Source organism: Lysinibacillus sp. NPDC056220 (assembly GCF_049315265.1).
Taxonomy (GTDB): domain Bacteria; phylum Bacillota; class Bacilli; order Bacillales_A; family Planococcaceae; genus Lysinibacillus; species Lysinibacillus pinottii.
On sequence record NZ_JBMOXD010000007.1, the window covers coordinates 1 to 23,923 of the forward strand.

The following is a 23,923-nucleotide window of genomic DNA, read 5'->3' on the forward strand; positions in this document are numbered from 1 at the left end:
AAGAGAGCCTCTATGCTCGAAGAGTATGTTGGATACAGCAATGATTTACCAGATATTGAAAATGAAAGAGAAAGAAACATGACAAAAGCCATCGAGAATAAACTTCTCGATGACTTTTGTCTACAGTCTAACTTGATGTATGATCACATCAAGTTTCTTCTTTTTATTCTGCTAATGGTTCTTGGTCGGTTGGCTGTGCAGTTACTTCATTCACATCCAGCACCTCTGGCTGTTTCATAACTTTCCCTGTTTTACGTAAGACAAAATAAGCGCAGCCAAAATTACAATATTCATATAAATAATCTTGAAGCGTGCTTATTTTCGTATCAAAAGTTGACTTTTGATTTTTATCATCAAAAAAGCCCTTTAATCGTAATTGATTATAGCCCCAATCACCTACTATATAGTCGTATCTAGCTAATATATCGGAATACCTTTCCTGAAAAACTTCCTCCTGAAAGGCTTCGCGAAAATCTTCTAATAGTTCATATTCTAATCCTTCAACTATGATCAAAGTGACACCACCCTCTTGTTCATCCTTGACGTTTAGAGCTCTGCTTGTAACTGACGTTCTTTTGTTGCAGCATTTACTTGTTCGTCAGCATGATAACTACTACGTACAAGTGGGCCAGCTTCGCAATGTTTAAAGCCTTTTTCCATAGCAATTTTTCGCAGTTTCCCAAACTCTATCGGTGAATAATATTTTTTAACTGGTAAATGCTTTTTCGTAGGCTGTAAATATTGACCAATCGTCATGATATCCACATTATTTGCTCGTAAATCATCCATTACTTCTAAAATTTCTTCATGCGTTTCTCCTAAACCAATCATTAACGATGATTTCGTCGGAATTTCTGGTTGCATTTCTTTAGCTAGACGTAGGAACTCCAAAGAACGCTCGTATTTTGCACGAGCACGGACTCTTGGTGTTAAACGACGTACGGTTTCAATGTTATGGTTTAAAATGTCTGGCTTCGCATCCATTAGCATTTGAAGATTCTCCTTCATACCACCTAAATCAGATGGTAATACTTCAACAGATGTGAAAGGACTTTTGCGACGAATAGCACGTACTGTTTCTGCTAAAACTTCCGCTCCACCATCTTTTAAATCGTCACGCGCTACCATAGTAATGACAACGTGTTTTAGGTTCATAATAGCTACTGAATCTGCAACGCGTTCTGGCTCTGCCAAGTCTAACTCATTTGGTAAACCTGTTTTTACTGCACAGAATCGACAAGCACGTGTACAAACCGAACCAAGAATCATCATTGTAGCCGTACGTCTTTCTCCCCAGCATTCATGAATATTTGGACAGCGAGCCTCTTCACAAACAGTATGAAGATTTTTCTCACGCATAAGCTTTTTAAGACCTTTATATTCATCATTAGTGTTTAGTTTTATTTTTAGCCAGTCTGGTTTTCTTAAATGTTCTTCTTTACTTGTAGGTTTACAAGATGTCATACGGATATCGCCCCTATCAAAAATATGCATTTTTTATATTAACTATCTTCACTGTTGTCAATGTAACATATTAAATGAACTCCAACAACTATCACAGTAAACATTTCTATTTAAAAGGCACAGGTATTTCAATGGAAGGTTGAGGCGCATCACTGCTATTGGTATAGATGTTCGGTACTGGACCTCTAGTTAACCCCATAGCAACAGGAATATCCTGTGCAACGGTTGAAGATTTACTTGCAAAAGGAACAATAATTTGGACATTTACCTCTAAATGAATGCCCACCTCAACATACGCACTATTAATCCCAAATTCCTGAATAGATGAGGTCACGTTACTGTGGACATTTCCTATCACATGGAATCGTATAGGGATTTTTGGTCCTAAATTTCCGAGCAAAGGAATATTCGCTGCTTGCCCGAGTGGTACAAAAAAGACAATACCATCCCCTTCCTGAATTCTGTTAATATCATATTCAACATTATCTAATTCAGGTAAATGTGATAGTTCTCCTTGTTCTGCCTGCTCTAAATACATTTTTACAAGCTCTAATGTCTCCGCTCGAACGCGATTAATAATTTCCGTATTAAACTTGGTTGTCATCATATCAGAACTACCTGGAGGAATATCTTCAATAATATCATTTACATCTAATACATTGGAGGTACGTGAATTAATGGCTTTACTTACTACATATGATGCAATTTTTGTAGTTTGTACTTCTGCATATTGCAAATAGGTGGGCATGAGCCGTTCATTTAAATAATAAATAAATAATATAAGACAAACAACCATACTAACAATTAAAATGGTTAAACGATTAAGACGTATTCCCCTTTTATGATAAGAGCGCAATTTCATCCTTTTTCGAGGGAAAAACAAAAAAATCTCCTCCTGTTCCATAACGTATGAACAGGAGGAGTATTTTATTCTACCTTTGCAGGAACCATGTAATCCGTCTCAACATTTTCAATTAGAATGCTAGGAAAGTCCACTAAATTGATTTCATATGTAGCTGCGAGCAATTGATTTTGCTCCTCAAAAATACGAATCCATGGTAATGCGGCATCCAACGGGTTTTGTCTAGATACTATGCCACGTCGACCATCTGATAATTTTAAGATAACTCCATTTGGATAATGAACGACTGCTCTTTTTAGGGCATTTACAATGCGAGCATCATATAGCGTACCAGAGCCTGCCTCTACAATAGCTAGTCCCTGTGAAGGAAGCATTTTTTCACGATATACTCGATTAGTCGTAACCGCGTCAAAAACATCAGCCACGCCAATAATCTTGGCAAATGGGTGAATTTCAAAATCAACTAGTCCTCGTGGATAGCCACTACCGTCAATACGCTCATGATGTTGAAACGCACAATGGGCCACAAGCAATGAAATAGAATGTAAATTGCGTAATAAATCAAAGCCATAGCGGGCATGCATTTTCATGGCTTCAAATTCTTCATTGGTTAAGCGACCTGGTTTCGTTAGGATATCTTTTGGTACCATTAGTTTACCTACATCATGTAGTAATGCACCTATCCCTACTAACCGTAAATCCTCAGCAGAGTAGCCGAGCTCTTTGGCGATGGCTATCGAGTAAAGTGTCACTTGAAAGGAGTGTTGATATAAATACTCATCAAATAAATAAGCATCTGTTAATATCGTTAAAATTTCATCATTTCCAGTAACAGCAGAAAGTAATTCATCTACAATCGAGACAATTGTCTTTGATTGTTGATCTAATATATAAGAGGCATTTACTGAATTTAAACCATCGATTGATTGAAATGAATCTTTAATTGTTGTAATGACTTTATTTCGCATTGCAGGTGGCACAGTTTCTTCTACTTCAATGCCCTCCGAAATATCATCGTCAATGTATAGGTAATGTGTATTTAACTGTTGAAGTCGCTGAATAATACGGTCATTAATGATAACATCCTTCTTTAAAAGCGGATGCCCCGCCTCATTCCAAATGGTTCTGCCTAATACCATTCCTTCTTTTAATACATCGATTGAAATTAATCGCATGATTTCTTCCCCAATCTATTCTTTAAGCTCACTCTATTACTTAAAGAAACTTTGACCATAATCTATCATAATGTTTCGTAAAAATTCTGGTAAAATATATTGCTTCTTTGCATATTTGAAACTTGGATAAAAATATCCAAAAGTAAACAAATCTAATGTAACAAGTTTATAGATGTGATTGTCATCTGCCAGATTACCATTAATTAACAACTGACGATTGTCGTTCATGGAAAAACCATATGTCAACATTTTTCCAAAGATCACACCTCTAAAGCCTAATCCTTTTAATTCAATATAAGGCCATTCCTCATTTTTGGATTGCATATAGATTTCCTTCATTTCCATAACAGATAATTCAATTGTACATAAATTAATAGGATGTGGAAAAATTCGATGCAAATCTAATGCTGTCACAGTTCCCTTTGGGAGACCGTCTAAAAAAATACCAGCATTAAACAAGGCACAATCAGCACCACTTTTTTCTAAAATAGCATGTGCAAATAAATCAGATAGCTGTGAGTAGTGGAACCATTCCTTATTATAAGATTTCTTTGTCGTAAATACTGGTGTATCCAATATTCTAATTCCTTCATCCTCTAGGGATTGTACAATTTGCTGTTCGTTTTGGATATTTGGCAAGTCCTTATTATGAATTAAAGCATCCTTTTTTTCAACAATTTTCCTCATTTTTTTATCATATTCGATAACAAGATGTCCTGTGTATTGACCAAATTTTCCTCCACCTGTCAATAAAACACCATTGACGAGTTTCCCTTCTGGCAAGACATGATGTGTATGTGATCCAAATATGACATCAATTTCTGGACATTCCTCTGCTAATAGCTCGTCTTCAGTAATCCCTAAATGGGATAGGCATAAAACAATATCAACCTCTTTACGTAGTTGATGAGCTAAACGAAGAAGTGTGCTTCGTGCTTCAACCATTTGCCAATTTAACGCCTGATAATACACTTCAAACATAGCCGTTGCTGCAATTATTCCTAGCTTCGTACCCTTTTCCGTTGTAAGCACAACATAGGGCTTCAGCCAGGCTGGATTTCTCCCCTGATACGCATCAATATTACCTACGACAACATCAAAATTCGCATCATCATATAAATGAAAAAGCTCATCATGGGACAATGTAATGCCCTCGTTATTCCCAATTGTCACTACATCGTATGCTGCCTCATTAAGTAATTGTACGTTCCCCTTACCAATCGTCGCTTCAGTATAAATATTAGAGCGATCTAAATGATCCCCCACATCAAACAAATAACTTGTTTCCCCTATTTTCGCTAGACTGCTGCGCTTCTCTTTCACATAGCTTTGCATTCGTGGCCAATACTTAAAATGACTATGCAAATCATTTGTGTGAAAAATATGGATTTTTTCAAGCATTAAAGCCACCTCATTTCATTCGCTAGTATAGCCGATTAAGCCAATATCCCTTCAACGATGGAACGAATTCCTAATAATAATAAAATAATCCGAAGAACCAGTACAAGCGTATCTGATTTAATTTTTTTATTTAAGGCTGCACCTAGCTTCGCTCCAATATATGCTCCTGGTATTACGGGAATTGTATAAAGCCATGGAACATGCCCTAAATATATATGGCTAGCCGTATTTACAACAGACGTTAAAAAAACTAAAAACATCGAAGTTGCTATTGCTACATGTGGTGGAAATAAGAACAAAATAATCATAGCCGGCACAATCATTGAGCCCCCACCTATACCAAACAGACCTGAGGCAAACCCTACCCCAAATGTAAATAAAATGGCAAACCAAATCGGATAGCCATAGACAAAGGTTTTCCCTTGTGCATCAGTAAACTCCTGTTGCAGGCCATTTTTCACAAACCATTCTACCGGCTTCAATTTGTCGCGGACAAGTAAAATAATGGATAAAATAATAAGCAAAATACCAAAGTATAAATTGAAGGATGGTAAATCTAATCCTTTATTAACCCATGCACCCAAAATGGAGCCTGGAATACTGCCGATAAAAAATATATAGCCAGTTTTATAATCCACCGTTTTCGATTTCATATAGCTTAATGTCGAGGCAAGTCCTGTAAAAATCATCATGACAACAGATAAACCAACAACTTTTTGTGGTGTTATATCTGGGATCATACCAAGGTTTAAACCGATATATAAAGTTGCTGGCACTAATACCACGCCACCACCAAGCCCAACTAATGAGCCAAGGAGACCTGAAAATAATGCAATAATTACTAATAAAATAAACGCCATTATAATTCCCCTTCAAACATGTTTAATTGTTTAGGCGCTAACCCAACATCTTTAATATTCAAAACACCCTGTAATTCCTTTGCGTTCTTCGCTGCATGATTACCTGAATTGTTATTAAATAATATAAAAAGTTCCTGCACCTCTGGCTCAAGCTTGAGAATTTGCTGCCCAAGCTGTTGCAATTCTTCTTTATTGTAGTCATATAAAAAGCGCACTTTGCGCCAGTTTTCTGCATTCCCTGTATTACGCCAGCCATGTATATTTCGCCCATGAATACGCACCAGCGCCTTATCGGCAGTTACTACAGGATAGAAGGGTACCGATCCTACGCCAGCCTGCGGCTCATCACAAATCGTATGAATAAATTGATGCTCTCTTAAAAAGTCCATTGTTTGTTGTACTACATTATCTGCATACCATGTTTGATTGCGAAATTCGATAGCCACTTGGAAATCCTTTAATTGTTGACGAATATACAATAAGTATTGAACATTTTTTGACTGACAATCAAACCATGGTGGAAACTGAGCTAAAATCATTCCTAATTTTCCAAAACGTTTAAATTCTTGGGCACATTCAATAAAAGCGTTAAACATATCATTCTTTGATTCAAAGGGAATATCTCCCCGTAAATGTCCAGTCATGCCTTGATAGGCCTTCACTACAAAACGAAAATTCTCCGGTGTATTCTCACACCATTTACGAACATTATCTTTGGATGGTATGGCATAAAAAGAAGTATCTACTTCCACCGCTAAAAAATGACCTGTATAGTCAAATAATTTATCCTTTGAAGAAGTCACTCCACTATAAAGTGAAGGGTGATCGCCCCATCCAGTTAATCCAACTACAATCATGTGACATCCTCCTTTATCTACAACATAATCATAGCATACAGTCTTCTCCTACAATTAAACATCATGTAAAAAAAATATAGCTTTTCACAAGAAAAAGCATGAGTCCTTATAGGATTGAACTCATGCCAAACAAGCTATTTATCAAGATTTTGTTGGATTGCCTCTAAAAAAGTAATACGACTAAACGCTGGGCCACCTTCCATTAGTGGGTCCACAACATTAACAAACACTTGCTCATTTTTAAAGGCATTTATATTTTGGATAATGGGATTCTGTTTAAAATCTTCTAACGCATTTGGAGCATCCGCATTTTCATCCGTTGAAAACTGGACAAATAAAAAATCTGGATTCATATCCGCTAGTTGCTCAACAGAAATCGCTTCTTGAGATGTTGCCTTAGCAATTTCAGCAGGAACTTCTAAACCAAGCTCACCATATAGAACAGGGTTTAAAAATACTTCTTTTGGATAGACATAAGCTTGTCCCCCACGAATTCGAATGGCTGCTACTTTTTTGTCTTCTAGTTTTTTTGTTAAGCTAGACTTTGCCGTTTCAATATCTGCCTTATATGTAGATAATATTTTTTCTGCCTCTGCTTGCTTGCCTGTTAATTCAGCTAATAAGTTTAAATTAGATTCCCAATTCGTAGAGATATGCGAAACTAAAATGGTTGGAGCAATTTTTTCTAATTTACTTTGTACTTCCTCTGGAAATTTCGTTGAGCCTAAAATCACATCTGGATCTAATTCTAATATTTTTTCAAAGTTTGGCTTAATCTTCTCCCCAATCGACTCTGCCTTATCTGTAACAGCAGCGTATAACTCAGGGAATTTACCACCAACCGCAATCGCTCCTACTGGATGGACATCAAGTACCACCATATCTTCCATGGCTTCCATCGCACCCGTCACAACAATTCTTTCGACCTTTTCTGGCACTTCATAGCTTTCTCCTAGATAATCTATTGTTCTTGTCAAATTTTCATTGGTAGTACTATCTTGTGTTTGTGCCACTTCCTCTTTCATCGACTCTGTGGACCTATCTTCCTCTGTTGTTTTCTTCTCTCCGCATGCAGCGAGGCTCAGCATAAATACCGCTATCATACTAATAAATAGAAACTTGTTTCTCACGTATTCATTCTCCCTTCTTTAATTGATATTGATTCTCATTATCATTTTAGTATGTCTCCTTATAAAAATCCACTATTATTTCAATATATTAAGGAAGTTGTTTTCTTTACAAAACAAAAACCCTTGCCACACACATCGTTGTGACAAGGGTTAATTGATAAATTACCCAATAGAACCTTCCATCTCGAATTTGATAAGACGGTTCATTTCTACTGCGTATTCCATTGGTAATTCTTTTGTAAATGGCTCAATGAAGCCCATTACAATCATTTCTGTCGCTTCTTCTTCAGAGATTCCGCGAGACATTAAATAGAATAATTGTTCTTCAGACACTTTTGAAACTTTAGCTTCATGCTCTAAAGAAACATTATCATTAAGGATTTCGTTGTATGGAATTGTATCAGATGTTGATTGGTTATCCATAATCAGCGTATCACATTCAATATTGGCACGAGCACCACTAGCTTTAGGACCGAAACGAACTTGTCCCATATATGTTACCTTACCACCTTGTTTAGCAATCGATTTAGAAACGATTGTAGAAGATGTGTTTGGTGCCATATGAATCATTTTCGCTCCAGCATGTTGATGTTGACCTTTACCTGCTAATGCGATAGATAGCGTCATACCACGAGCGCCTTCACCTTTTAGGATACATGCTGGGTATTTCATTGTTAATTTAGAACCGATGTTACCATCAATCCATTCCATTGTACCGTTTTCTTCAACAACTGTACGTTTCGTTACAAGATTGTATACGTTGTTTGCCCAGTTTTGAATCGTTGTATAACGGCAGTAGGCATCTTTACGAACAACAATTTCTACAACAGCTGAGTGTAAAGAGTTTGTTGTGTAAACAGGGGCTGTACAACCTTCAACATAGTGTACATGTGCGCCTTCATCCACAATAATTAGCGTACGTTCGAATTGACCCATGTTCTCAGAGTTAATGCGGAAGTAAGCTTGTAGAGGTGTTTCAACTTTAACGCCTGGTGGTACATAGATAAATGATCCACCTGACCATACAGCTGAGTTCAATGCCGCAAATTTATTATCTGTGTATGGGATTACTTTACCCCAATATTGTTTGAAAATATCTTCGTTTTCACGTAATGCTGAGTCTGTATCTTTAAACACAATACCAAGATCTTCAAGGTCTTGCTTCATGTTGTGATAAACTACCTCTGACTCATACTGCGCAGATACACCCGCAAGATATTTTTGTTCTGCTTCTGGAATACCTAATTTATCAAAAGTAGCTTTGATTTCATCAGGAACTTCATCCCATGATTTTTGTGTCGCTTCTGATGGTTTCACATAGTACGTAATTTCATCAAAATCTAAATCGCCAAGATCGCCACCCCATTGCGGCATTGGTTTTGTATAAAATGTTTCAAGTGCCTTTAAGCGGTACTCTAGCATCCACTCTGGCTCTTGTTTCATATTTGAAATTTCACGGACGATTTCTTCAGTCAAACCACGTTTTGAACGGAAAATTGATACGTCCTTGTCATGGAAACCGTATTTGTAATCGCCGATATCAGGCATTTTTTTAGCCATCGTTTCTCCTCCGTTCATTGAGCTATATTTTCGAGGTATTCAACCTTTGCCATGAGTGAAAGTATGTCACTTTCACCCAGCTGACAAGGCAGTATGCTTTATTTCACACCTTTTTCCATTGCTTTCCAAGCTAATGTTGCACATTTAATACGTGCAGGGAATTGAGAGACACCTTGCAGTGCTTCAACATCCTCAAGGTCATATTTATCGCTATACTCTTCACCCATCATCATTTTAGAAAAAATATCAGCAAGCTCTAAAGCTTCATCTACCTTTTTCCCTTTGATAAGTTGAGTCATCATGGATGCAGAGGACATAGAAATTGAACAGCCTTCACCTTCAAATTTGGCATCCTCTACAACACCGTCAGTCACTTTTAATGTTAAGTGTATACGGTCTCCACATGTCGGATTGTTCATATCAATCGTTACAGCTTCACCTTCTAAAGAACCCTTATTACGAGGATTTTTATAGTGATCCATAATGACTGAACGATATAGTTGATCTAAATTATTAAAAGACATCGCCAAAATACTCCTTCGCAGAACGTAACCCTGCAACAAGACGGTCAATATCCTCCTCTGTATTGTACAGATAGAAGCTTGCACGCGCTGTCGCTACTTGCTGAAGACATTTCATTAGTGGTTGCGCACAATGATGACCCGCACGAACAGCAATACCATTCATATCAAGCACCGTTGCCACATCATGTGGATGGACATCATCCAAATTAAATGTCACAAGTCCACAACGTTTCATTGGGTCACGTGGGCCGAAAATTTTCAAACCGTCAATTGTTTCAAGCTGATCCATTGCATAGCCAACAAGCTTATGTTCATGTTCTGCAATATTATCTAGCCCAATCTCAGTTAAGAAATCAATAGCAGCTCCTAATCCTATTGCACCTGCAATAATAGGCGTTCCACCTTCAAATTTCCACGGTAATTCCTTCCACGTTGAATCATATAACCCAACAAAATCGATCATTTCGCCACCAAATTCAATTGGCTCCATCTTTTCAAGGTGTTCCTTTTTACCATATAGTACACCTATTCCAGTAGGTCCGCACATTTTATGCCCAGAGAACCCTAAGAAATCTACATCCAATTCTTGCACATCAATTTTCATATGCGGAGCCGCTTGAGCTCCATCAACTACCATAACAGCACCATTAGCATGTGCAATTTGCGCAATTTCTTTAATTGGATTTATAGTTCCAAGCACGTTTGACGCCATTGACACCGAAACGATTTTCGTTTGAGGTGTAATCGTTGCACGTACTTTTTCTAGACTAATCGTTCCATCAGCTTCTAGCTCAATGTACTTCAATGTCGCCTTTTTTTCTTTGGCTAACTGTTGCCAAGGAATAATATTGGAATGATGCTCCATTTGAGTAATGACAATTTCATCACCCTCAGCAACATTTGCACGTCCATAACTGGCTGCTACTGTATTTAAAGAGGTCGTTGTTCCACGAGTAAAAATAATTTCTTGTGTTGATTGAGCATTAATAAACTTACGAACCTTTTCACGTGCACCTTCATATTTATCTGTAGCACGGTTCCCTAGAGTATGCACTCCACGGTGAACATTGGAATTATCAAATTCATAATAGGCTTTAATTGCCTCAATCACTTGAACAGGTTTTTGAGACGTTGCCGCACTATCAAGATAAACAAGTCTATGACCATTTACATCCTGATTTAAAATTGGGAAATAGCTTTTAATGTCTTTATTCATCATTAGCGAACTTTCCTTTCGATAACCTCCGTCAGTTGCTTTTGAACGCCCTCAATTGGTAATTGCGTAACAACTGGCGCAAGGAATCCATGGATAACAAGGCGCTCTGCTTCTGCTTTCGAGATACCACGGCTCATTAAATAGTAAAGCTGTAATGGATCTACTCGACCAACAGATGCTGCGTGTCCTGCTGTTACATCATCTTCATCAATTAATAAAATTGGATTTGCATCCCCACGAGCTTTTTCTGAAAGCATTAATACACGTGATTCTTGCTGTGCATCTGCTTTCGTCGCACCATGTTCGATATAGCCAATACCATTAAAGATAGATTGAGCTGCATCTTTCATAACACCATGCTTTAAGATATGCCCGTTTGAGTTTTTACCCCAGTGACGAACCTCCGTAGTGAAGTTAAGTTTTTGTTCTCCACGACCAACAACTACTGTTTTTGTATCTGCATGTGAACCGTCACCAATTAGATGAGTAATATTTTCTGAGATTGTATCTGAGTCATTCATTAAACCAAGAGCCCAATCTACTTTTGCGTCACGTGCTAAGCGTGCACGACGGTTTACATAAGTCGTAAAGCCTTTTGCAAGTACATCTACTGCTCCATATGTTACTTGCGCATTATCTTGGACAACTACTTCCGCAATAATATTTGCTTGGCCTTTTGCTTGTTCCACCGTTGAAACATATGTTTCCACGTATGTTACAGCAGAATTTGCTTCTGCCACTACTAATACATGGTTGTATAATGATGCTTCAGCATTATCGTTTAAGAAAACAACTTGAAGTGGTTGTTCAATGACTACATTTTTTGGTACGTAAACAAATACGCCACCATTAACTAGTGCTGTATGAAGCGCTGTTAACTTATGTTCATCCACTTTAACAGCTTCAGTCATAAAGTATTTTTGAACAAGCTCACCATGTTCACGAACTGCAGTAAAAATATCCGTAAAAACAACGCCTTTATCAACAAGCTCTTGTGATATTTTAATGTAAGCTGGTGTATTATTGCGCTGAATATAAAGATTCTCTTGCGCTTCAAGGTCAATTAACCCTTTTGCTTCTTCAGGTAAAGCATCCAACGATGGAAATGCCTCACTATGAACTGTAAATGCTGGGAAGTTCATGAAATCCCATTTTGTAATATTAGTTCTATCTGGTTTTGGCAAATCTAAACCAGTTACTTTGTCTAGTGCTGCCGCGCGAAGCTCTGTAAACCAAGTTGGTTCACCATTTGCTTCTGAGAACGAGCGCACGTCCTGTACTGTTACAGGCAAGTTAAGTTCCACTGTCATGCTAGTTCGTCCTCCCTCTTATGCTTCTTGTTCTTCTGTTTCTTCTTCAATACCTAATTCTTTTTTAATCCAGTCATAGCCTTCTGCTTCTAAACGTTGTGCCAGCTCTGCACCACCTGATTTCACAACACGTCCCTGCATCATTACGTGTACATGGTCTGGTGTAATATAGTTAAGTAGACGTTGATAGTGCGTGATCATTAAGCAGCCAAAGCCTTCACCGCGCATTGCGTTAATTCCTTTAGATACTACTTTAAGTGCATCAATATCAAGTCCAGAGTCAATTTCGTCTAAAATTGCGAACGTCGGTTTAATCATCATTAATTGAAGAATCTCATTACGTTTTTTCTCACCGCCAGAGAAACCTTCATTTAAATAACGCTGAGCCATATCTTCGTTCATTTCTAGGAATTCCATGTTTTTATCTAATTCACGGATAAATTTCATTAATGAAATTTCATCGCCCTCTTCACGGCGAGCATTGATAGCTGAGCGTAAGAAATCAGCATTTGTAACACCCGCAATTTCAGATGGGTATTGCATAGCTAGGAATAAACCAGCTTGAGCACGCTCGTCTACTTCCATCTCAAGTACATCTTCGCCATCTAGCTCAACAGTACCCGAAGTAACCTCATATTTAGGATGACCCATAATAGCAGAAGCTAGTGTTGATTTACCAGTTCCGTTTGGTCCCATGATTGCGTGAATTTCGTTTGTATTAATTGTAAGATTTACGCCTTTTAAAATCTCTTTTCCGTCGATAGCAACGTGAAGATCTTTAATAACTAAAGTTGACATGAAAATACCTCCATAGTGTTCAGTGAATGGGTCAACCATTCCTTAATTATCATCATTCTAATCTTAACTGAAAATCGTTCTCTATGCAAACCATTTCAATTACTTTCCTTCTCCTCAAATAAAATCTTGAAAAATAAAGGCTTTGTAAGCATTTTCAGATTATTACTATCTGGAATAGATATTGAGAATAGACTTTCTTCATTTTCAATGAAATATCTCTAATTGAGAATTGATTTCATCTAGCTACATAGTGTAAACCTCGTGAAAAGGGCTAATTGTAGAGGTTTTGTGACAAATTTGCAGTAACAACCATAACTATACTATAACCTATTTCATTAAAATGGAATCAATTAAAAATAAGATATTTTCATGGCAGTCTCTTTTACACACTAAAAAATTCTATTGTGCAAGATTACTGAATACTTAAACTTTTTTTGTATTTACAGTCACTTTTTATCTTCAATATTATATAATTGAGCTATAATCAATCTTATTTTTAGATTAATAGAGGTGAAATGTTAGTGGAGTTACGTCAATTACGCTATTTTGTGGAGGTTGCTGAACGCGAGCATATTTCAGAAGCTGCTGAGCATCTTCACGTCGCTCAATCAGCCATTAGTCGGCAAATCGCAAATCTTGAAGATGAGTTAGGCACTCCGTTATTTGAACGAGTGGGACGCAATGTGAAATTAACGCCGATTGGAAAGACCTTTCTTGAACATACCATTACGGCATTGAAGGCCATTGATTTTGCTGCCAAACAAGTAGAAGAGTATCTTGATCCTGCTAAGGGCTCTATTAAGATTGGCTTTCCAACAAGTTTAGCAAGCTATGTACTGCCAACCGTTATCTCAGCCTTTAAACGAGAGTATCCCAATTTGCAATTTCAGCTACGACAAGGATCTTATCGATTTTTAATTGATGCTGTCAAAAATCGAGAGTTAAACCTTGCCTTTTTAGGTCCGCTTCCTCCAAAAGATGAATCCATTGAGTCGACTATATTGTTTACGGAAAATATTGCCGCTCTTCTACCAGCTAATCATCCGTTAGCAAAAAGAGAGAGTATTCAGCTTGCTGAATTGAGAAATGATTTATTTGTGTTATTTCCAAATGGTTATATATTACATAAAGTGGCAATGGATGCTTGTCGTGCTGCAGGCTTTATGCCTAATATTATTTCAGAGGGTGAAGATTTGGATGCACTTAAAGGCTTAGTAGCAGCTGGAATAGGCGTTAGTCTGTTACCAGAAAGTTCACTTTACGATTCTGCTGCTCGCTTTACTGTAAAGGTGCCTATTGAATCACCCTCCATTCCAAGGACGGTTGGTATTATTTCTCCTGTAAATCGAGAAATCGCCCCATCAGAAGCCATTTTTTTAAATTTCGTCAAAGATTTCTTTTCACGTCTATCTCAATTTCAATAAAAAAATTGCCTTTACTGGCGATTTGGGACTATAGATAAACTCAAAAATTTTGAGTTTATCTATAGTCTTTTTTTACAATCAAATAAGGTAAAACCTGGATATGACGGCCAAGGCGAGCCGCTTCCCTCTCTACGTTCGCTCGACTTTCCCAAATTGAAGGGTTTTGGGTAACTAATTGGCAAATCGTTACGTTTATTGATTTCATTCTTTGTCAACATCATTTCTGTTTTGTTTCTCCAAAAATCGAACAAGAGAATGACAAAAAGCCATCGAGCGTGAACTTCTCGATGACTTTTGTTGAACGTGTCTATATTACCGATTTTTTAGGGAGACAAACGCTCACCAGTTTCTTGCTCATTAATCCACTGTAATGTTTTGACACCTAATCCACCAGCACGCCACAACACTACATCATGATAGCTTTTCCTTTGGACATATTTGACCCATTTTTCAAGTGTTTCCTGATCAGCATACCAAATCTCATGACTCATATTGCTAGTATCTGTATACGTAAAATAAACAGCACCACTTGCTTTATCTCGTTGTTTCTTTGCGTTTGTTTCAGCTAATACTTTCTCCGCCTCAAGTTCCGTTAATGCAACCGTATTACCTTGAGCTACCCAATCGAAACCACCTGTAGCAAAGGCGATAGCTAATTTTTGGTTGGATTTTTTGATATTTTTTATTAAATCATTAAGAAACGAAAATGTAGCTTTCGCACCTGGACCACTATGATAGCCATGTACATTATAAGCCATTACGGTATAGCTAGGCCCATTCGGTAACTTCACATCAAATGGAAAGCTCGGCTCTAGCACTACATGCAGTGTAACATTCTTTTTCGCAAGTTCTCGGTATAGCTCCTTTAAAAATTGAACATATTTTGAAAGGTCTTCTTTAGCTATCTTTTCATAATCAATTTCAATGCCATCTGGTTGGTATTGTTCAACTACCTGCAATATATTATTGATATGCTTTTTTCTTGCTGAAGAATCCTGTACTAACCTATGCAAAAGTGTACTATCCTTTTGAACAGAAGAGGCATTATCTGTCACATAATCATTTATAAGCGTTAGAATTACATGATGTGATTCATTGAATTGCTGCTGTGTCTGTCGCAACATATCGACTGCATTATCCGTTAATAGCAATTCATCTTTATGATTAAAATAGGCACCGAAAACGCGCATATCTTGTAATCCTTGTTGGGAGTTTTGGACATCTTCTAAGGCTGATTGATTTTGCCATTCAGGTAACCACATCGATAAACGCAACTTCGCTTTATCCTTTAATTCTTCCTTTGCTATAGCAGGTGGTTCTTTACTATTACTACAAGCAGTGATAAACAACAGGGCTATACAGATAAATAATATAAAATTTTTCACTTGTTTCAAATTTCACCCCAAATTAGAAGGTTTCAATAAAGAAATCTACAACATGATTAAACAATGTTGTGCTTTTATGCTTAACCTTCTCGAAATTCGTATATTGGTTTGTAAAAATAGTTTGATCTTTCCTATCTGTAATTAAAATATCTTCAATTATTGTATCGTATATATCATCTGCATACTGTTCATGAGATGTATCTTTATGGCTAAACAATGCTCCAAATCCTATTTGAGAGCCATGGAGGCCAGGGTTTATTTGAATAGTTTCAGATAATACATGATCTACATCTACTTTTATTTTATCCTTATTTACTGTAATGTTAAATACTCTATTTTTAGTTAAGTTTCTTGGGTATTCTTCTTCAACAATCCGCGATCCCTTTTGGGTGTCCTGATACGTATAGACGGTCGCCTTATTAAACGCATACTCCTCTTCATTCCACTTAATCTCATTCAATGGGAAACGAGCCTTTTCCACAATATCTGAAGCAGGTAATTTTTCACTCACTACAAGCTCATTGTCTACCAAGGCAATACGTAAATAGCTATTTGTTTTCTCATCATAATTTACATACAACGCTTGTTCACCAACAACATTCCCTTTAAATGTAAAGTTCACGTTATATTGCTGTGGCATCATCTCCTTTAAGAGAATCCTACCTTCACTAGAAGGAGCCGATGTTAATGTAACTTCATTATTATCAAATTCTGCTGCCCCATTAATGGTTTGCCATTTTTGGGCTAATTGAGGATCTCCTATTTTAAATTCGATATTTTGATTACTTGCCTGTTTGATTTTCATCATGACATGATTGGTTGACCAATAAGGGGAAACTTGTAATCGATTCAAGTTATATAGATCACTATCTTTATCATTATAGGCACTCAATTCTAAATTAAAGTGCATACGAAACTTGTCTTTAATTTCCTTGTCATTCACACTCTGCACCAGAGGGTCCATATTATTATACAATGAATTAGCATGCATAATGGCATAGGCTTTAGGAACTTCCCCAAACTCTTGCTGATAAATTTCCTGCATAAGCTTGTAATCCTTCTTAATTCGAGCTTCCATCTCTTGTCGAGTTTCACTTGGGATCATATATTGATTACGAATAAAATCCATTAAATAGTGGTTATAGTATTCGATTGTTGTTTTATTCGGTATATTATTTTCGTCAATCATCCCTAAGGACTGCCCTTTATCATTAAAAATATTAATGTAGGTTAGTCGATACCCGTTAGAGCCTAATTCCCAATAGCCGCTTTTCTCCATCAACTTCAAATCTTTTGGCTTTAAAAATTTATGGTCGCGGGTATCCATTTTATTGGCATACGTAAACATCGTAGCCTTATAATTTAATTTTTCCATAACGTTTTGTGCGAAAATACTAGAATCGGTACGGCCATCCTCAAATGATAAAAACAAGGCTTTTTCTGGTAGTGGTTTATTCTTTTGATAAAAATCCAATATATCCTTTTGTGTAATCGTTTGATAGCCTTGTTTTTCAAGCAATGTAAGCTGTTCTTCTAAATTTTTCTTTGACACGTATTTAGAGGAGTCATTTCTACTTACACCAAAATAGGACAGTGCAATAAATCCGTCTTTATTGTTTAACGGGACCGCCTCAGCAAATCGCTTGTCTGTCAGAAAGACGGTTTTAATTAACACGACTGCTAAAAAGATAACAACTACTAATTGTATAATCGAGCGTATAATTTTCCTTCGATTTTTTTTAGCTGGCTGTAAAATTACATTTTTTTCTTTCATTCCTTCTCACCCATTTTTCTAATTTTCAACATTGAAAATCGGGATTTTCGTAATTTTTGCTTTTCCATTTTCTTTTCTTTTGCCAAAACGTCTTGTGGTGTTTCCCTTGTTCCCCATGTTGATTTCCAGAATGTTACCCATGCAACTGGCATTTGCCAGAGCAAAATAAATTCATAATAAAGAACGAAGATAAACCCGAATAACCATAATTTACTTTTCCTAAAGAATAGATGAGCCAAACTCATGAGCATGGCCATTAAAAGTAAGCCTAATAAAAAGGTAGTCGGAAAAACACCATACATGATTGGCACATAGATTAAGTTGTAGACGACGACAATTGGTGCCGCAATTGGGACAATTAAGCCTATTATGAAGAAAAGGAACATGAAGGGTTCTTTTTTCCACATAAATAGAAAGGCTCGTAAAGATTCTCTTAGCCAAGAACGTTTCCATCTCATTTGCTGAGATAAAAAAACTTTAGTGTCAGAGGGAACAATCGTCGAACAAATGGCATTATCCTGATAACCTGTTCGATGTGTTTTCAAAATATAGTTTGTCATACTACGATCATCACCAAATGTAGCAGGCTGCCCAAGAAATTTTTGATTGAGCCAGGCTGTTTCATTTTTTAAAATAAGTTCTTTTCGATAACAAGCTAATGGTCCTGATAAGCAAGTCACCGTATCAAACCAAGATTCAGCAGCCTTCATAATACGAAAGGCAATATAATAACGAACTGTCTGTAATTTTGTCAGAGCATTTGTAAATTTATTTTCTACCTCTGTTCGTCCAGCTACACCACCCATTTTAGGGTCTTGGAAAGGCTGGACTAGATTGCGGATTGCATGTGGCTCCAAAAAACTATCGGAATCCACAAAAACCACTAAGTCATGCTTTGCTTGATGAACACCGGCTACCAGCGCTTCACGTTTTCCACCATTTTGAGGAAGCTTAGAAAACTTTAAGCGATCGGTTGTTTTAAAACGCCCACCCTCAAAATGAATAAGATCTATCATTTCCTTAGCTTTTTCCTCCGTCCTATCCGTAGAGCAATCATCCACGACAATGACTTCTAACTTATCTACAGGATAGTACTGATTAATACAGCTTGAAATCGTGCGATGTATCCATTCTTCCTCGTTAAACACAGGGATAATTATGGATACACCGGGCTCATAGTTTGGATTGATGGGTACATTTTTATAAAAAATACCAAATAGGTATCTACTTAATAGAAACGTTGCCGCTATAATACTATAAAGGTATAAAAATTTATTGAATCTAAAATAAATAACACTTTCTGCTCTCATCAGCATGACAATAAGTGAGACAACCAATAAGAATAAACTCGCCATAAAAACAGAAATGCCCCAACGTTTTTTTACCATATATTTATTTAAAGGTTGGAGAAATTCGCAAGCAAAGTAATATAGCGTTTGACCATCCACCTCTTTGGTAAAATGCCGGATCACCTTTGCCTTCAACTTCACTTTTGCCTCATATCCTTCAGGCATTGCCCCACCTGGGATCGTAAAATTCATTTCTAAAATTTCATCAATTAATAATTGCTGAGGCTGTTGAGAATAAACAAGAATTCCCGTTACGGAAATATCTTCAGCATAGTATTTGTCTGAACTCATTTTATGTCTTGCTCTTCTAACCTGAACCTCAAAATGAGTTTCATAGCGTAAGCTAAGCTGTTGAAGACGATAAATTTCATTGACATCTGTCGGATCAATTTCTTCTTTCTGATAAGATGCACCTCGACGATTGACAAGGTTTCGGACATTTTCGGGATCAGGAATATTTGATAGAATCCGACGATCTGAGCGCGGTACTGTTAAAACCTCTTTTTTCGTTTTTATCATTTATTCACATCCCCATTTGCATCTTCTTCAATCCAATTTGACATTTTACTAAAGCTATAACCATCTTGTTGCAACTTTTCAATAATTAATGGAAGTGCTTCAACTGTTTTCGTACCGTCTAAGATGTGCATGACAATAACCTTTCCTGGTGCTGCTCTAGATATGACCCGATCATAAATGTCCTGAGCACTGTAATCTAAATTCCAGTCAAAGGAAGCAATATCATACATGGCAATGGTTTTAATTCCGGCAGCGGTAATCACTTTAGCAGTACGCTCATCCATAATTCCTTGTGCTGGTCTAAAATAAAGTAATGGTGGCTCCTGTAACGCATAAGTAAGAGCATTATGGGCCTTCACTAAATCATCTTGTATTTCCTCTGGCGTCATTTTAGTTACATCTAAATGGTAATAAGAGTGACTTGCCACTTCATGACCTTCCTCTAGTATTAACTTGGCTAATTGTGGATTTTTCTCCACCCCACTACCGATTAAAAAAAATGTACTTTTAATATTATATTTTTTTAATACATCTAAAACAGCTTTCACCTGCTGTTCATGTGCCCAATCATCAAAGGTAATGGCGATTTCTTTTTTAGAGGTCTCTTTTCGATAATACAAATGTGGTTCAACATTTTCATAATTCAAATTAGGTTTGACGGCATCATAACCTGCTATTTCTTCTAAAGACTTTGTTAAATATCGCTCATCTATCACATCACTTAAAGTCGTAATGGTGTAATCATGTTTTTCTGCTAATTGTGCTAGTAAAGGAATGGCATCTATAATAGCAGGATTAATATAAGTGTTGAGATGAATAATAGAACCTCTATCAATATATTTGTCAATATAATCAATCAAATCTTGGGCACTTTGCATTTTTCGATCAAGTGGATTAATGGATAAACCTATCACTGCCTTCATATCCAGTGCAGCAGCTGCTAAGCGCATATTATCTGTAATATCACCTGAACGACTTCGAACAAATTTCGGCTTATATCCTAAATGTTCTTCAAATATTTGATTCGTTAAATAAATCTCCTCATAGGTTTGGTCATAGTTTAAAGCTGTGACATCTGGAAATGACAATGTACCGTTTTGTACATCATGGCCTCTTTTTAGAATGTCTCGAACAAGCTCTGGTTCCTGTGCCACACGTAGCCCCTCTAAGAAAAAGGTGGCTTTCATATTAGATTCATCTAATTTCGCCAATAGTAGCTCCATTGTTTGATTATCCGCAAAGCCATTAAACGTTAGAGCTACTTTTGGCTTAATAATATCGACATGACTGATTGAATCACTCATCGTACCATCAGATTCCTTAATCTCTATAGAAGAATCAATTGGTTGAATCGTTTTTTGTGGAGTGGATTGACATCCTGCTAAGAACATCAGGATTAGAAGCCCACATATTTTTAGCTGTTTCATGTCCCACGAACTCTCCTTATAGTCTGTAATAATTTTTATTCTTAAATAAAAAATGGGTATTACGAGTATCAAAAATTAATGAGGCTTCCTGATCAATTAATGAATAATCAATGTTGGAATGATTGGTTAAAATCAACACAGCATCTGCATCTTTAACACTTTTCTCTGTTAAAGGAACTGTGTTTAAAAGAGTTTGTTCTACCGGGAACGTTTGTATATAAGGGTCGATAATCTGTAATGAGCTCTGACTATCAAGTAATTGCTGAATGACTCGTAGTGCAGGAGATTCGCGTGAGTCGTTTATATCTGGCTTATAAGTGACACCAATAATAACAATTTTTGCGTGGCACAGCTCAATATTTTGAATACGTAAGTACTGTTCCAGCCTCTCCACAACAAAATTAGGCATCGAATCATTTATTTTATCTGCTGCTTCAATTAAAGTTGCTGAGATACCATGCTGTTGACCCGCCCATAATAAATATTTGGGATCGACAGGGATACAATGCCCCCCTACTCCTGGGCCAGGCTTGAATGGCATAAAGCCATAAGGCTTTGTTGAGGCAGCATCTATGACTTCCCAAACATCAATGTTCATTTTATAGCACATTTGACTGAGCTCATTGACAAGGGCGATATTGATTTGGCGAAATGTATTTTCCAGCAATTTCTCCATTTCGGCAACTTTGGGACTTGTTACCGTAAATACACTAGTATGAATGACTGTTTCATAAAAACCCTTTGAAACTTCCAAACAATTAGAAGTAACACCGCCAACAACTTTGGGTGTATTGGAAACTGAAAAATTACTATTACCAGGGTCCACTCGCTCTGGTGAATAAGCTAAGAATAAATCTTGACCCACAGCAAAGCCATGCTTTTGCAAAATAGGCTGAACAATTTCCTCTGTTGTCCCAGGATAGGTCGTACTTTCAAGAATAACTAATGCATTTGCTTTAATATAACGCCCGATGTCATGTGCTGCCTCTTCTATATAGGAAATATCAGGAGTACCATCCACTGTTGTAGGAGTCGGTACACAAATAATGACGACATCTACAGAAGCAAGTTTGGAAAAATCAAAGGTTGCTTCAAAATGTTGATCTTTTAATATTTGCTGTATATTTTCTTTCGGGATATCAGCTATATAGCTCTCACCGTTTTGCAACATGGCGATTTTTTCTTGATTTTTATCAAAGCCTAAAACATGAAAACCTTTCTGGACAATTTCAATGGCAAATGGTAGGCCTACATAGCCGAGACCAATTACCCCAATTGTCGCTTTTTTTAATTGAATTTTATTTAATAAAGCTGAGCTCATCGATTTCGTGTTTATCGTCATAACAATAACTCCTTTGGCTAAACTTACATGTAATTTTTATCGCCATTTTTCCGTTATCTATTCATCCTCAATATTTAGTCATATCGAGTATTTTGCAACGTAATAGGTTATTTCTTTTCCTCATCGCCATTCTGTACAAACCCCTTTCTTCTCCACATACTTTAGTATGATTTTTTTAGTCAAAATAGATTAATAAAATCCAAATTTCACAAAAAAACTTTTCTAACAATTATATAGTACTACTCGTAACTAAACAATTTCTAAATAATTTCTTTACTCACGAAAAAACACCTACTTTTTTTCACATACACAACAAAATAATTCATTAATTATTAAGATATTTAACAAATATATTCAGAGTCACTTATTAAGCGTAAACGAAAAAGATGCTAGGCAACACTGAAGAATGTTAATAAATAGGAATTAACATTTTTCCTTTTCAGGAAGTTGCTAAAAATCCCTCACAGCATTGGCTTTCACCGATACTGGAGGGATTAGACAAACATGTAGAACAGGGGATTATAGGAGCTTTTAAATACTTGATATAGCTATTTTTATTTCCACGGAAATCGACATCCTATCGATAATCACTATTAAAAGCAGGTAAGCAACCTCAAAAGAAAAGAGTACGTAAGTAACTCAATACTTACGTACCCTTTTTTGTAGATTATTGAACAGGTACTACTGCACCTTTCCATTCTTCTAAGATAAAGTCTTGGATTTCTTTAGAAGTTAATACTTCTAATAATGTTTTAATTTCAGGTCTTGATTCATCTCCAGCACGTACTGCGATGATGTTAACGTATGGTGACTCTTTGTCTTCAAGAGAAATAGCATCTTCAATAGGGTTTAAGCCATTATCAATAGCAAAGTTAGAGTTGATAAGTACTGCGTCCCCTTCATTGTTTTCGTACATTTGTACAAGCATTTCTGGTGCTGTATTCGCATCAAATTTAAAGTTTTTAGGATTCTCTTCTATATCCTTAATTTCTGCTGCTGTTTTATCAATACCATCTTTTAATTTAATTAAGCCCTTAGCTTCTAATAATGACAGCATACGACCGTGGTCTGATACCGAGTTAGAAAGTAAGATTGTTGCGCCTTCTGGAAGGTCTTCTAAAGACTTATACTTTTTAGAGTAAATACCAATTGGCTCAATATGAACACCACCAGCATTGACGAAATCATAGCCATTGTCTTTAATTTGCAACTCTAAATACGGAATATGTTGGAAGTAATTTGCATCCAACTCTTTTGATTCTAAATCTTGGTTTGGTAGCACATAGTCTGTATATGTTTCTACTTTAAGGTCAATACCTTTCTCAGCTAAAATCGGTTTTGCTTTATCTAAAATTACTGCATGTGGTGTATTAGAAGCTCCCACTGTTAAAGTAACGTTTTCTTTACTATCTGTTTTATCACCAGATGCTGCATTTGAATCCTCTTTTTTATCAGTACCGCAAGCTGCTAATGCTAGTACAAGTATTGATAAAAATAATCCTGTTAATAACTTTTTCATGTATGACACTCCCTTTATTTTAATGAA

Annotated in this window: 20 protein-coding genes; 1 reads left to right on the forward strand and 19 read right to left on the reverse strand. The window is 36.6% G+C overall.

Features of this window, described 5'->3' with window-relative positions; genetic code table 11:
* Nucleotides 1–163: 163 nt before the first annotated feature.
* From ACOZBY_RS18085 to sufC, 13 genes are all read right to left on the reverse strand, one after another.
* Nucleotides 164–514 (reverse strand): YutD family protein, encoded by a 351-nt coding sequence (locus tag ACOZBY_RS18085; RefSeq protein WP_031417695.1) that lies wholly within the window; start codon nt 512–514, stop codon nt 164–166.
* Between the two features lie 32 nt (nt 515–546).
* On the reverse strand, nt 547–1,464 hold the full coding sequence (gene lipA / locus ACOZBY_RS18090; protein WP_031417697.1) for a lipoyl synthase: 918 nt from the start codon (nt 1,462–1,464) through the stop codon (nt 547–549).
* Between the two features lie 106 nt (nt 1,465–1,570).
* The gene (gene yunB, locus ACOZBY_RS18095) at nt 1,571–2,368 is read right to left on the reverse strand and encodes a sporulation protein YunB (RefSeq protein WP_012292339.1); all 798 of its coding nucleotides are present in this window, start codon (nt 2,366–2,368) and stop codon (nt 1,571–1,573) included.
* 23 nt (nt 2,369–2,391) lie between these two features.
* A complete protein-coding gene (locus ACOZBY_RS18100) occupies nt 2,392–3,501 on the reverse strand; it encodes an HD-GYP domain-containing protein (protein ID WP_012292338.1) in 1,110 nt (369 codons plus the stop codon).
* Nucleotides 3,502–3,537: 36 nt separating this feature from the next.
* Nucleotides 3,538–4,902 carry a bifunctional metallophosphatase/5'-nucleotidase gene (locus tag ACOZBY_RS18105; protein WP_031417701.1) on the reverse strand — a complete coding sequence of 455 codons (1,365 nt, stop codon included), beginning with the start codon at nt 4,900–4,902 and terminating at the stop codon, nt 3,538–3,540.
* A gap of 35 nt (nt 4,903–4,937) precedes the next feature.
* On the reverse strand, nt 4,938–5,762 hold the full coding sequence (locus tag ACOZBY_RS18110; protein WP_012292336.1) for a sulfite exporter TauE/SafE family protein: 825 nt from the start codon (nt 5,760–5,762) through the stop codon (nt 4,938–4,940).
* On the reverse strand, nt 5,762–6,619 hold the full coding sequence (locus ACOZBY_RS18115) for a DUF72 domain-containing protein (protein WP_012292335.1): 858 nt from the start codon (nt 6,617–6,619) through the stop codon (nt 5,762–5,764). Before ACOZBY_RS18115 ends, ACOZBY_RS18110 begins: the two co-directional genes overlap by 1 nt.
* 134 nt (nt 6,620–6,753) lie before the next feature.
* Complete coding sequence (locus tag ACOZBY_RS18120) at nt 6,754–7,722, reverse strand: ABC transporter substrate-binding protein (RefSeq protein ID WP_198695086.1); 969 nt, start codon at nt 7,720–7,722, stop codon at nt 6,754–6,756.
* 189 nt (nt 7,723–7,911) lie between these two features.
* Nucleotides 7,912–9,309 (reverse strand): Fe-S cluster assembly protein SufB, encoded by a 1,398-nt coding sequence (gene sufB, locus ACOZBY_RS18125; protein ID WP_031417705.1) that lies wholly within the window; start codon nt 9,307–9,309, stop codon nt 7,912–7,914.
* A 98-nt stretch (nt 9,310–9,407) separates the two neighbouring features.
* Entirely contained in the window at nt 9,408–9,833 is a 426-nt protein-coding gene (gene sufU, locus ACOZBY_RS18130) for a Fe-S cluster assembly sulfur transfer protein SufU (RefSeq protein ID WP_012292332.1), read from the reverse strand.
* Nucleotides 9,823–11,052, reverse strand: coding sequence for a cysteine desulfurase (locus ACOZBY_RS18135; RefSeq protein WP_012292331.1), 1,230 nt, complete (start codon nt 11,050–11,052; stop codon nt 9,823–9,825). The genes sufU and ACOZBY_RS18135 overlap by 11 nt, the downstream gene beginning before the upstream one ends.
* On the reverse strand, nt 11,052–12,359 hold the full coding sequence (sufD, locus tag ACOZBY_RS18140) for a Fe-S cluster assembly protein SufD (protein ID WP_012292330.1): 1,308 nt from the start codon (nt 12,357–12,359) through the stop codon (nt 11,052–11,054). Before sufD ends, ACOZBY_RS18135 begins: the two co-directional genes overlap by 1 nt.
* 18 nt (nt 12,360–12,377) lie before the next feature.
* Nucleotides 12,378–13,157 (reverse strand): Fe-S cluster assembly ATPase SufC, encoded by a 780-nt coding sequence (gene sufC / locus ACOZBY_RS18145; protein ID WP_016994918.1) that lies wholly within the window; start codon nt 13,155–13,157, stop codon nt 12,378–12,380.
* Nucleotides 13,158–13,678: 521 nt separating this feature from the next.
* Between sufC and ACOZBY_RS18150 the strand changes: the two genes are divergently transcribed.
* A complete protein-coding gene (locus ACOZBY_RS18150) occupies nt 13,679–14,581 on the forward strand; it encodes a LysR family transcriptional regulator (RefSeq protein ID WP_031417711.1) in 903 nt (300 codons plus the stop codon).
* A 323-nt stretch (nt 14,582–14,904) separates the two neighbouring features.
* Here the strand turns inward: ACOZBY_RS18150 and ACOZBY_RS18155 are convergent, their stop codons facing one another.
* From ACOZBY_RS18155 to ACOZBY_RS18180, 6 genes are all read right to left on the reverse strand, one after another.
* Nucleotides 14,905–15,966 (reverse strand): glycosyl hydrolase family 18 protein, encoded by a 1,062-nt coding sequence (locus tag ACOZBY_RS18155; protein ID WP_099806109.1) that lies wholly within the window; start codon nt 15,964–15,966, stop codon nt 14,905–14,907.
* 22 nt (nt 15,967–15,988) lie between these two features.
* A complete protein-coding gene (locus ACOZBY_RS18160; protein WP_200990625.1) occupies nt 15,989–17,740 on the reverse strand; it encodes a polysaccharide deacetylase family protein in 1,752 nt (583 codons plus the stop codon).
* Nucleotides 17,737–19,608: a glycosyltransferase family 2 protein gene (locus ACOZBY_RS18165; RefSeq protein WP_036164317.1), complete on the reverse strand. Its 1,872-nt coding sequence runs from the start codon at nt 19,606–19,608 to the stop codon at nt 17,737–17,739. The genes ACOZBY_RS18160 and ACOZBY_RS18165 overlap by 4 nt, the downstream gene beginning before the upstream one ends.
* The gene (locus ACOZBY_RS18170; RefSeq protein WP_227256894.1) at nt 19,605–21,035 is read right to left on the reverse strand and encodes a polysaccharide deacetylase family protein; all 1,431 of its coding nucleotides are present in this window, start codon (nt 21,033–21,035) and stop codon (nt 19,605–19,607) included. The genes ACOZBY_RS18165 and ACOZBY_RS18170 overlap by 4 nt, the downstream gene beginning before the upstream one ends.
* 16 nt (nt 21,036–21,051) lie before the next feature.
* Nucleotides 21,052–22,377, reverse strand: a complete 1,326-nt coding sequence (locus tag ACOZBY_RS18175) for a nucleotide sugar dehydrogenase (RefSeq protein WP_227256893.1) — start codon at nt 22,375–22,377, stop codon at nt 21,052–21,054.
* A 667-nt stretch (nt 22,378–23,044) separates the two neighbouring features.
* Complete coding sequence (locus ACOZBY_RS18180) at nt 23,045–23,896, reverse strand: MetQ/NlpA family ABC transporter substrate-binding protein (RefSeq protein WP_012292322.1); 852 nt, start codon at nt 23,894–23,896, stop codon at nt 23,045–23,047.
* Nucleotides 23,897–23,923 lie beyond the last annotated feature (27 nt).

Excerpts from the sequence above, each read along its gene's own strand:
- lipA (WP_031417697.1), bottom strand. The coding sequence starts at position 1,464 with ATGACATCTTGTAAACCTACAAGTAAAGAAGAACATTTAAGAAAACCA.
- yunB (WP_012292339.1), bottom strand. The coding sequence starts at position 2,368 with ATGGAACAGGAGGAGATTTTTTTGTTTTTCCCTCGAAAAAGGATGAAA.
- ACOZBY_RS18100 (WP_012292338.1), bottom strand. The coding sequence starts at position 3,501 with ATGCGATTAATTTCAATCGATGTATTAAAAGAAGGAATGGTATTAGGC.
- ACOZBY_RS18105 (WP_031417701.1), bottom strand. The coding sequence starts at position 4,902 with ATGCTTGAAAAAATCCATATTTTTCACACAAATGATTTGCATAGTCAT.
- ACOZBY_RS18110 (WP_012292336.1), bottom strand. The coding sequence starts at position 5,762 with ATGGCGTTTATTTTATTAGTAATTATTGCATTATTTTCAGGTCTCCTT.
- ACOZBY_RS18115 (WP_012292335.1), bottom strand. The coding sequence starts at position 6,619 with ATGATTGTAGTTGGATTAACTGGATGGGGCGATCACCCTTCACTTTAT.
- ACOZBY_RS18120 (WP_198695086.1), bottom strand. The coding sequence starts at position 7,722 with ATGATAGCGGTATTTATGCTGAGCCTCGCTGCATGCGGAGAGAAGAAA.
- sufB (WP_031417705.1), bottom strand. The coding sequence starts at position 9,309 with ATGGCTAAAAAAATGCCTGATATCGGCGATTACAAATACGGTTTCCAT.
- sufU (WP_012292332.1), bottom strand. The coding sequence starts at position 9,833 with ATGTCTTTTAATAATTTAGATCAACTATATCGTTCAGTCATTATGGAT.
- ACOZBY_RS18135 (WP_012292331.1), bottom strand. The coding sequence starts at position 11,052 with ATGATGAATAAAGACATTAAAAGCTATTTCCCAATTTTAAATCAGGAT.
- sufD (WP_012292330.1), bottom strand. The coding sequence starts at position 12,359 with ATGACAGTGGAACTTAACTTGCCTGTAACAGTACAGGACGTGCGCTCG.
- sufC (WP_016994918.1), bottom strand. The coding sequence starts at position 13,157 with ATGTCAACTTTAGTTATTAAAGATCTTCACGTTGCTATCGACGGAAAA.
- ACOZBY_RS18160 (WP_200990625.1), bottom strand. The coding sequence starts at position 17,740 with ATGAAAGAAAAAAATGTAATTTTACAGCCAGCTAAAAAAAATCGAAGG.
- ACOZBY_RS18165 (WP_036164317.1), bottom strand. The coding sequence starts at position 19,608 with ATGATAAAAACGAAAAAAGAGGTTTTAACAGTACCGCGCTCAGATCGT.
- ACOZBY_RS18170 (WP_227256894.1), bottom strand. The coding sequence starts at position 21,035 with ATGAAACAGCTAAAAATATGTGGGCTTCTAATCCTGATGTTCTTAGCA.
- ACOZBY_RS18175 (WP_227256893.1), bottom strand. The coding sequence starts at position 22,377 with ATGACGATAAACACGAAATCGATGAGCTCAGCTTTATTAAATAAAATT.
- ACOZBY_RS18180 (WP_012292322.1), bottom strand. The coding sequence starts at position 23,896 with ATGAAAAAGTTATTAACAGGATTATTTTTATCAATACTTGTACTAGCA.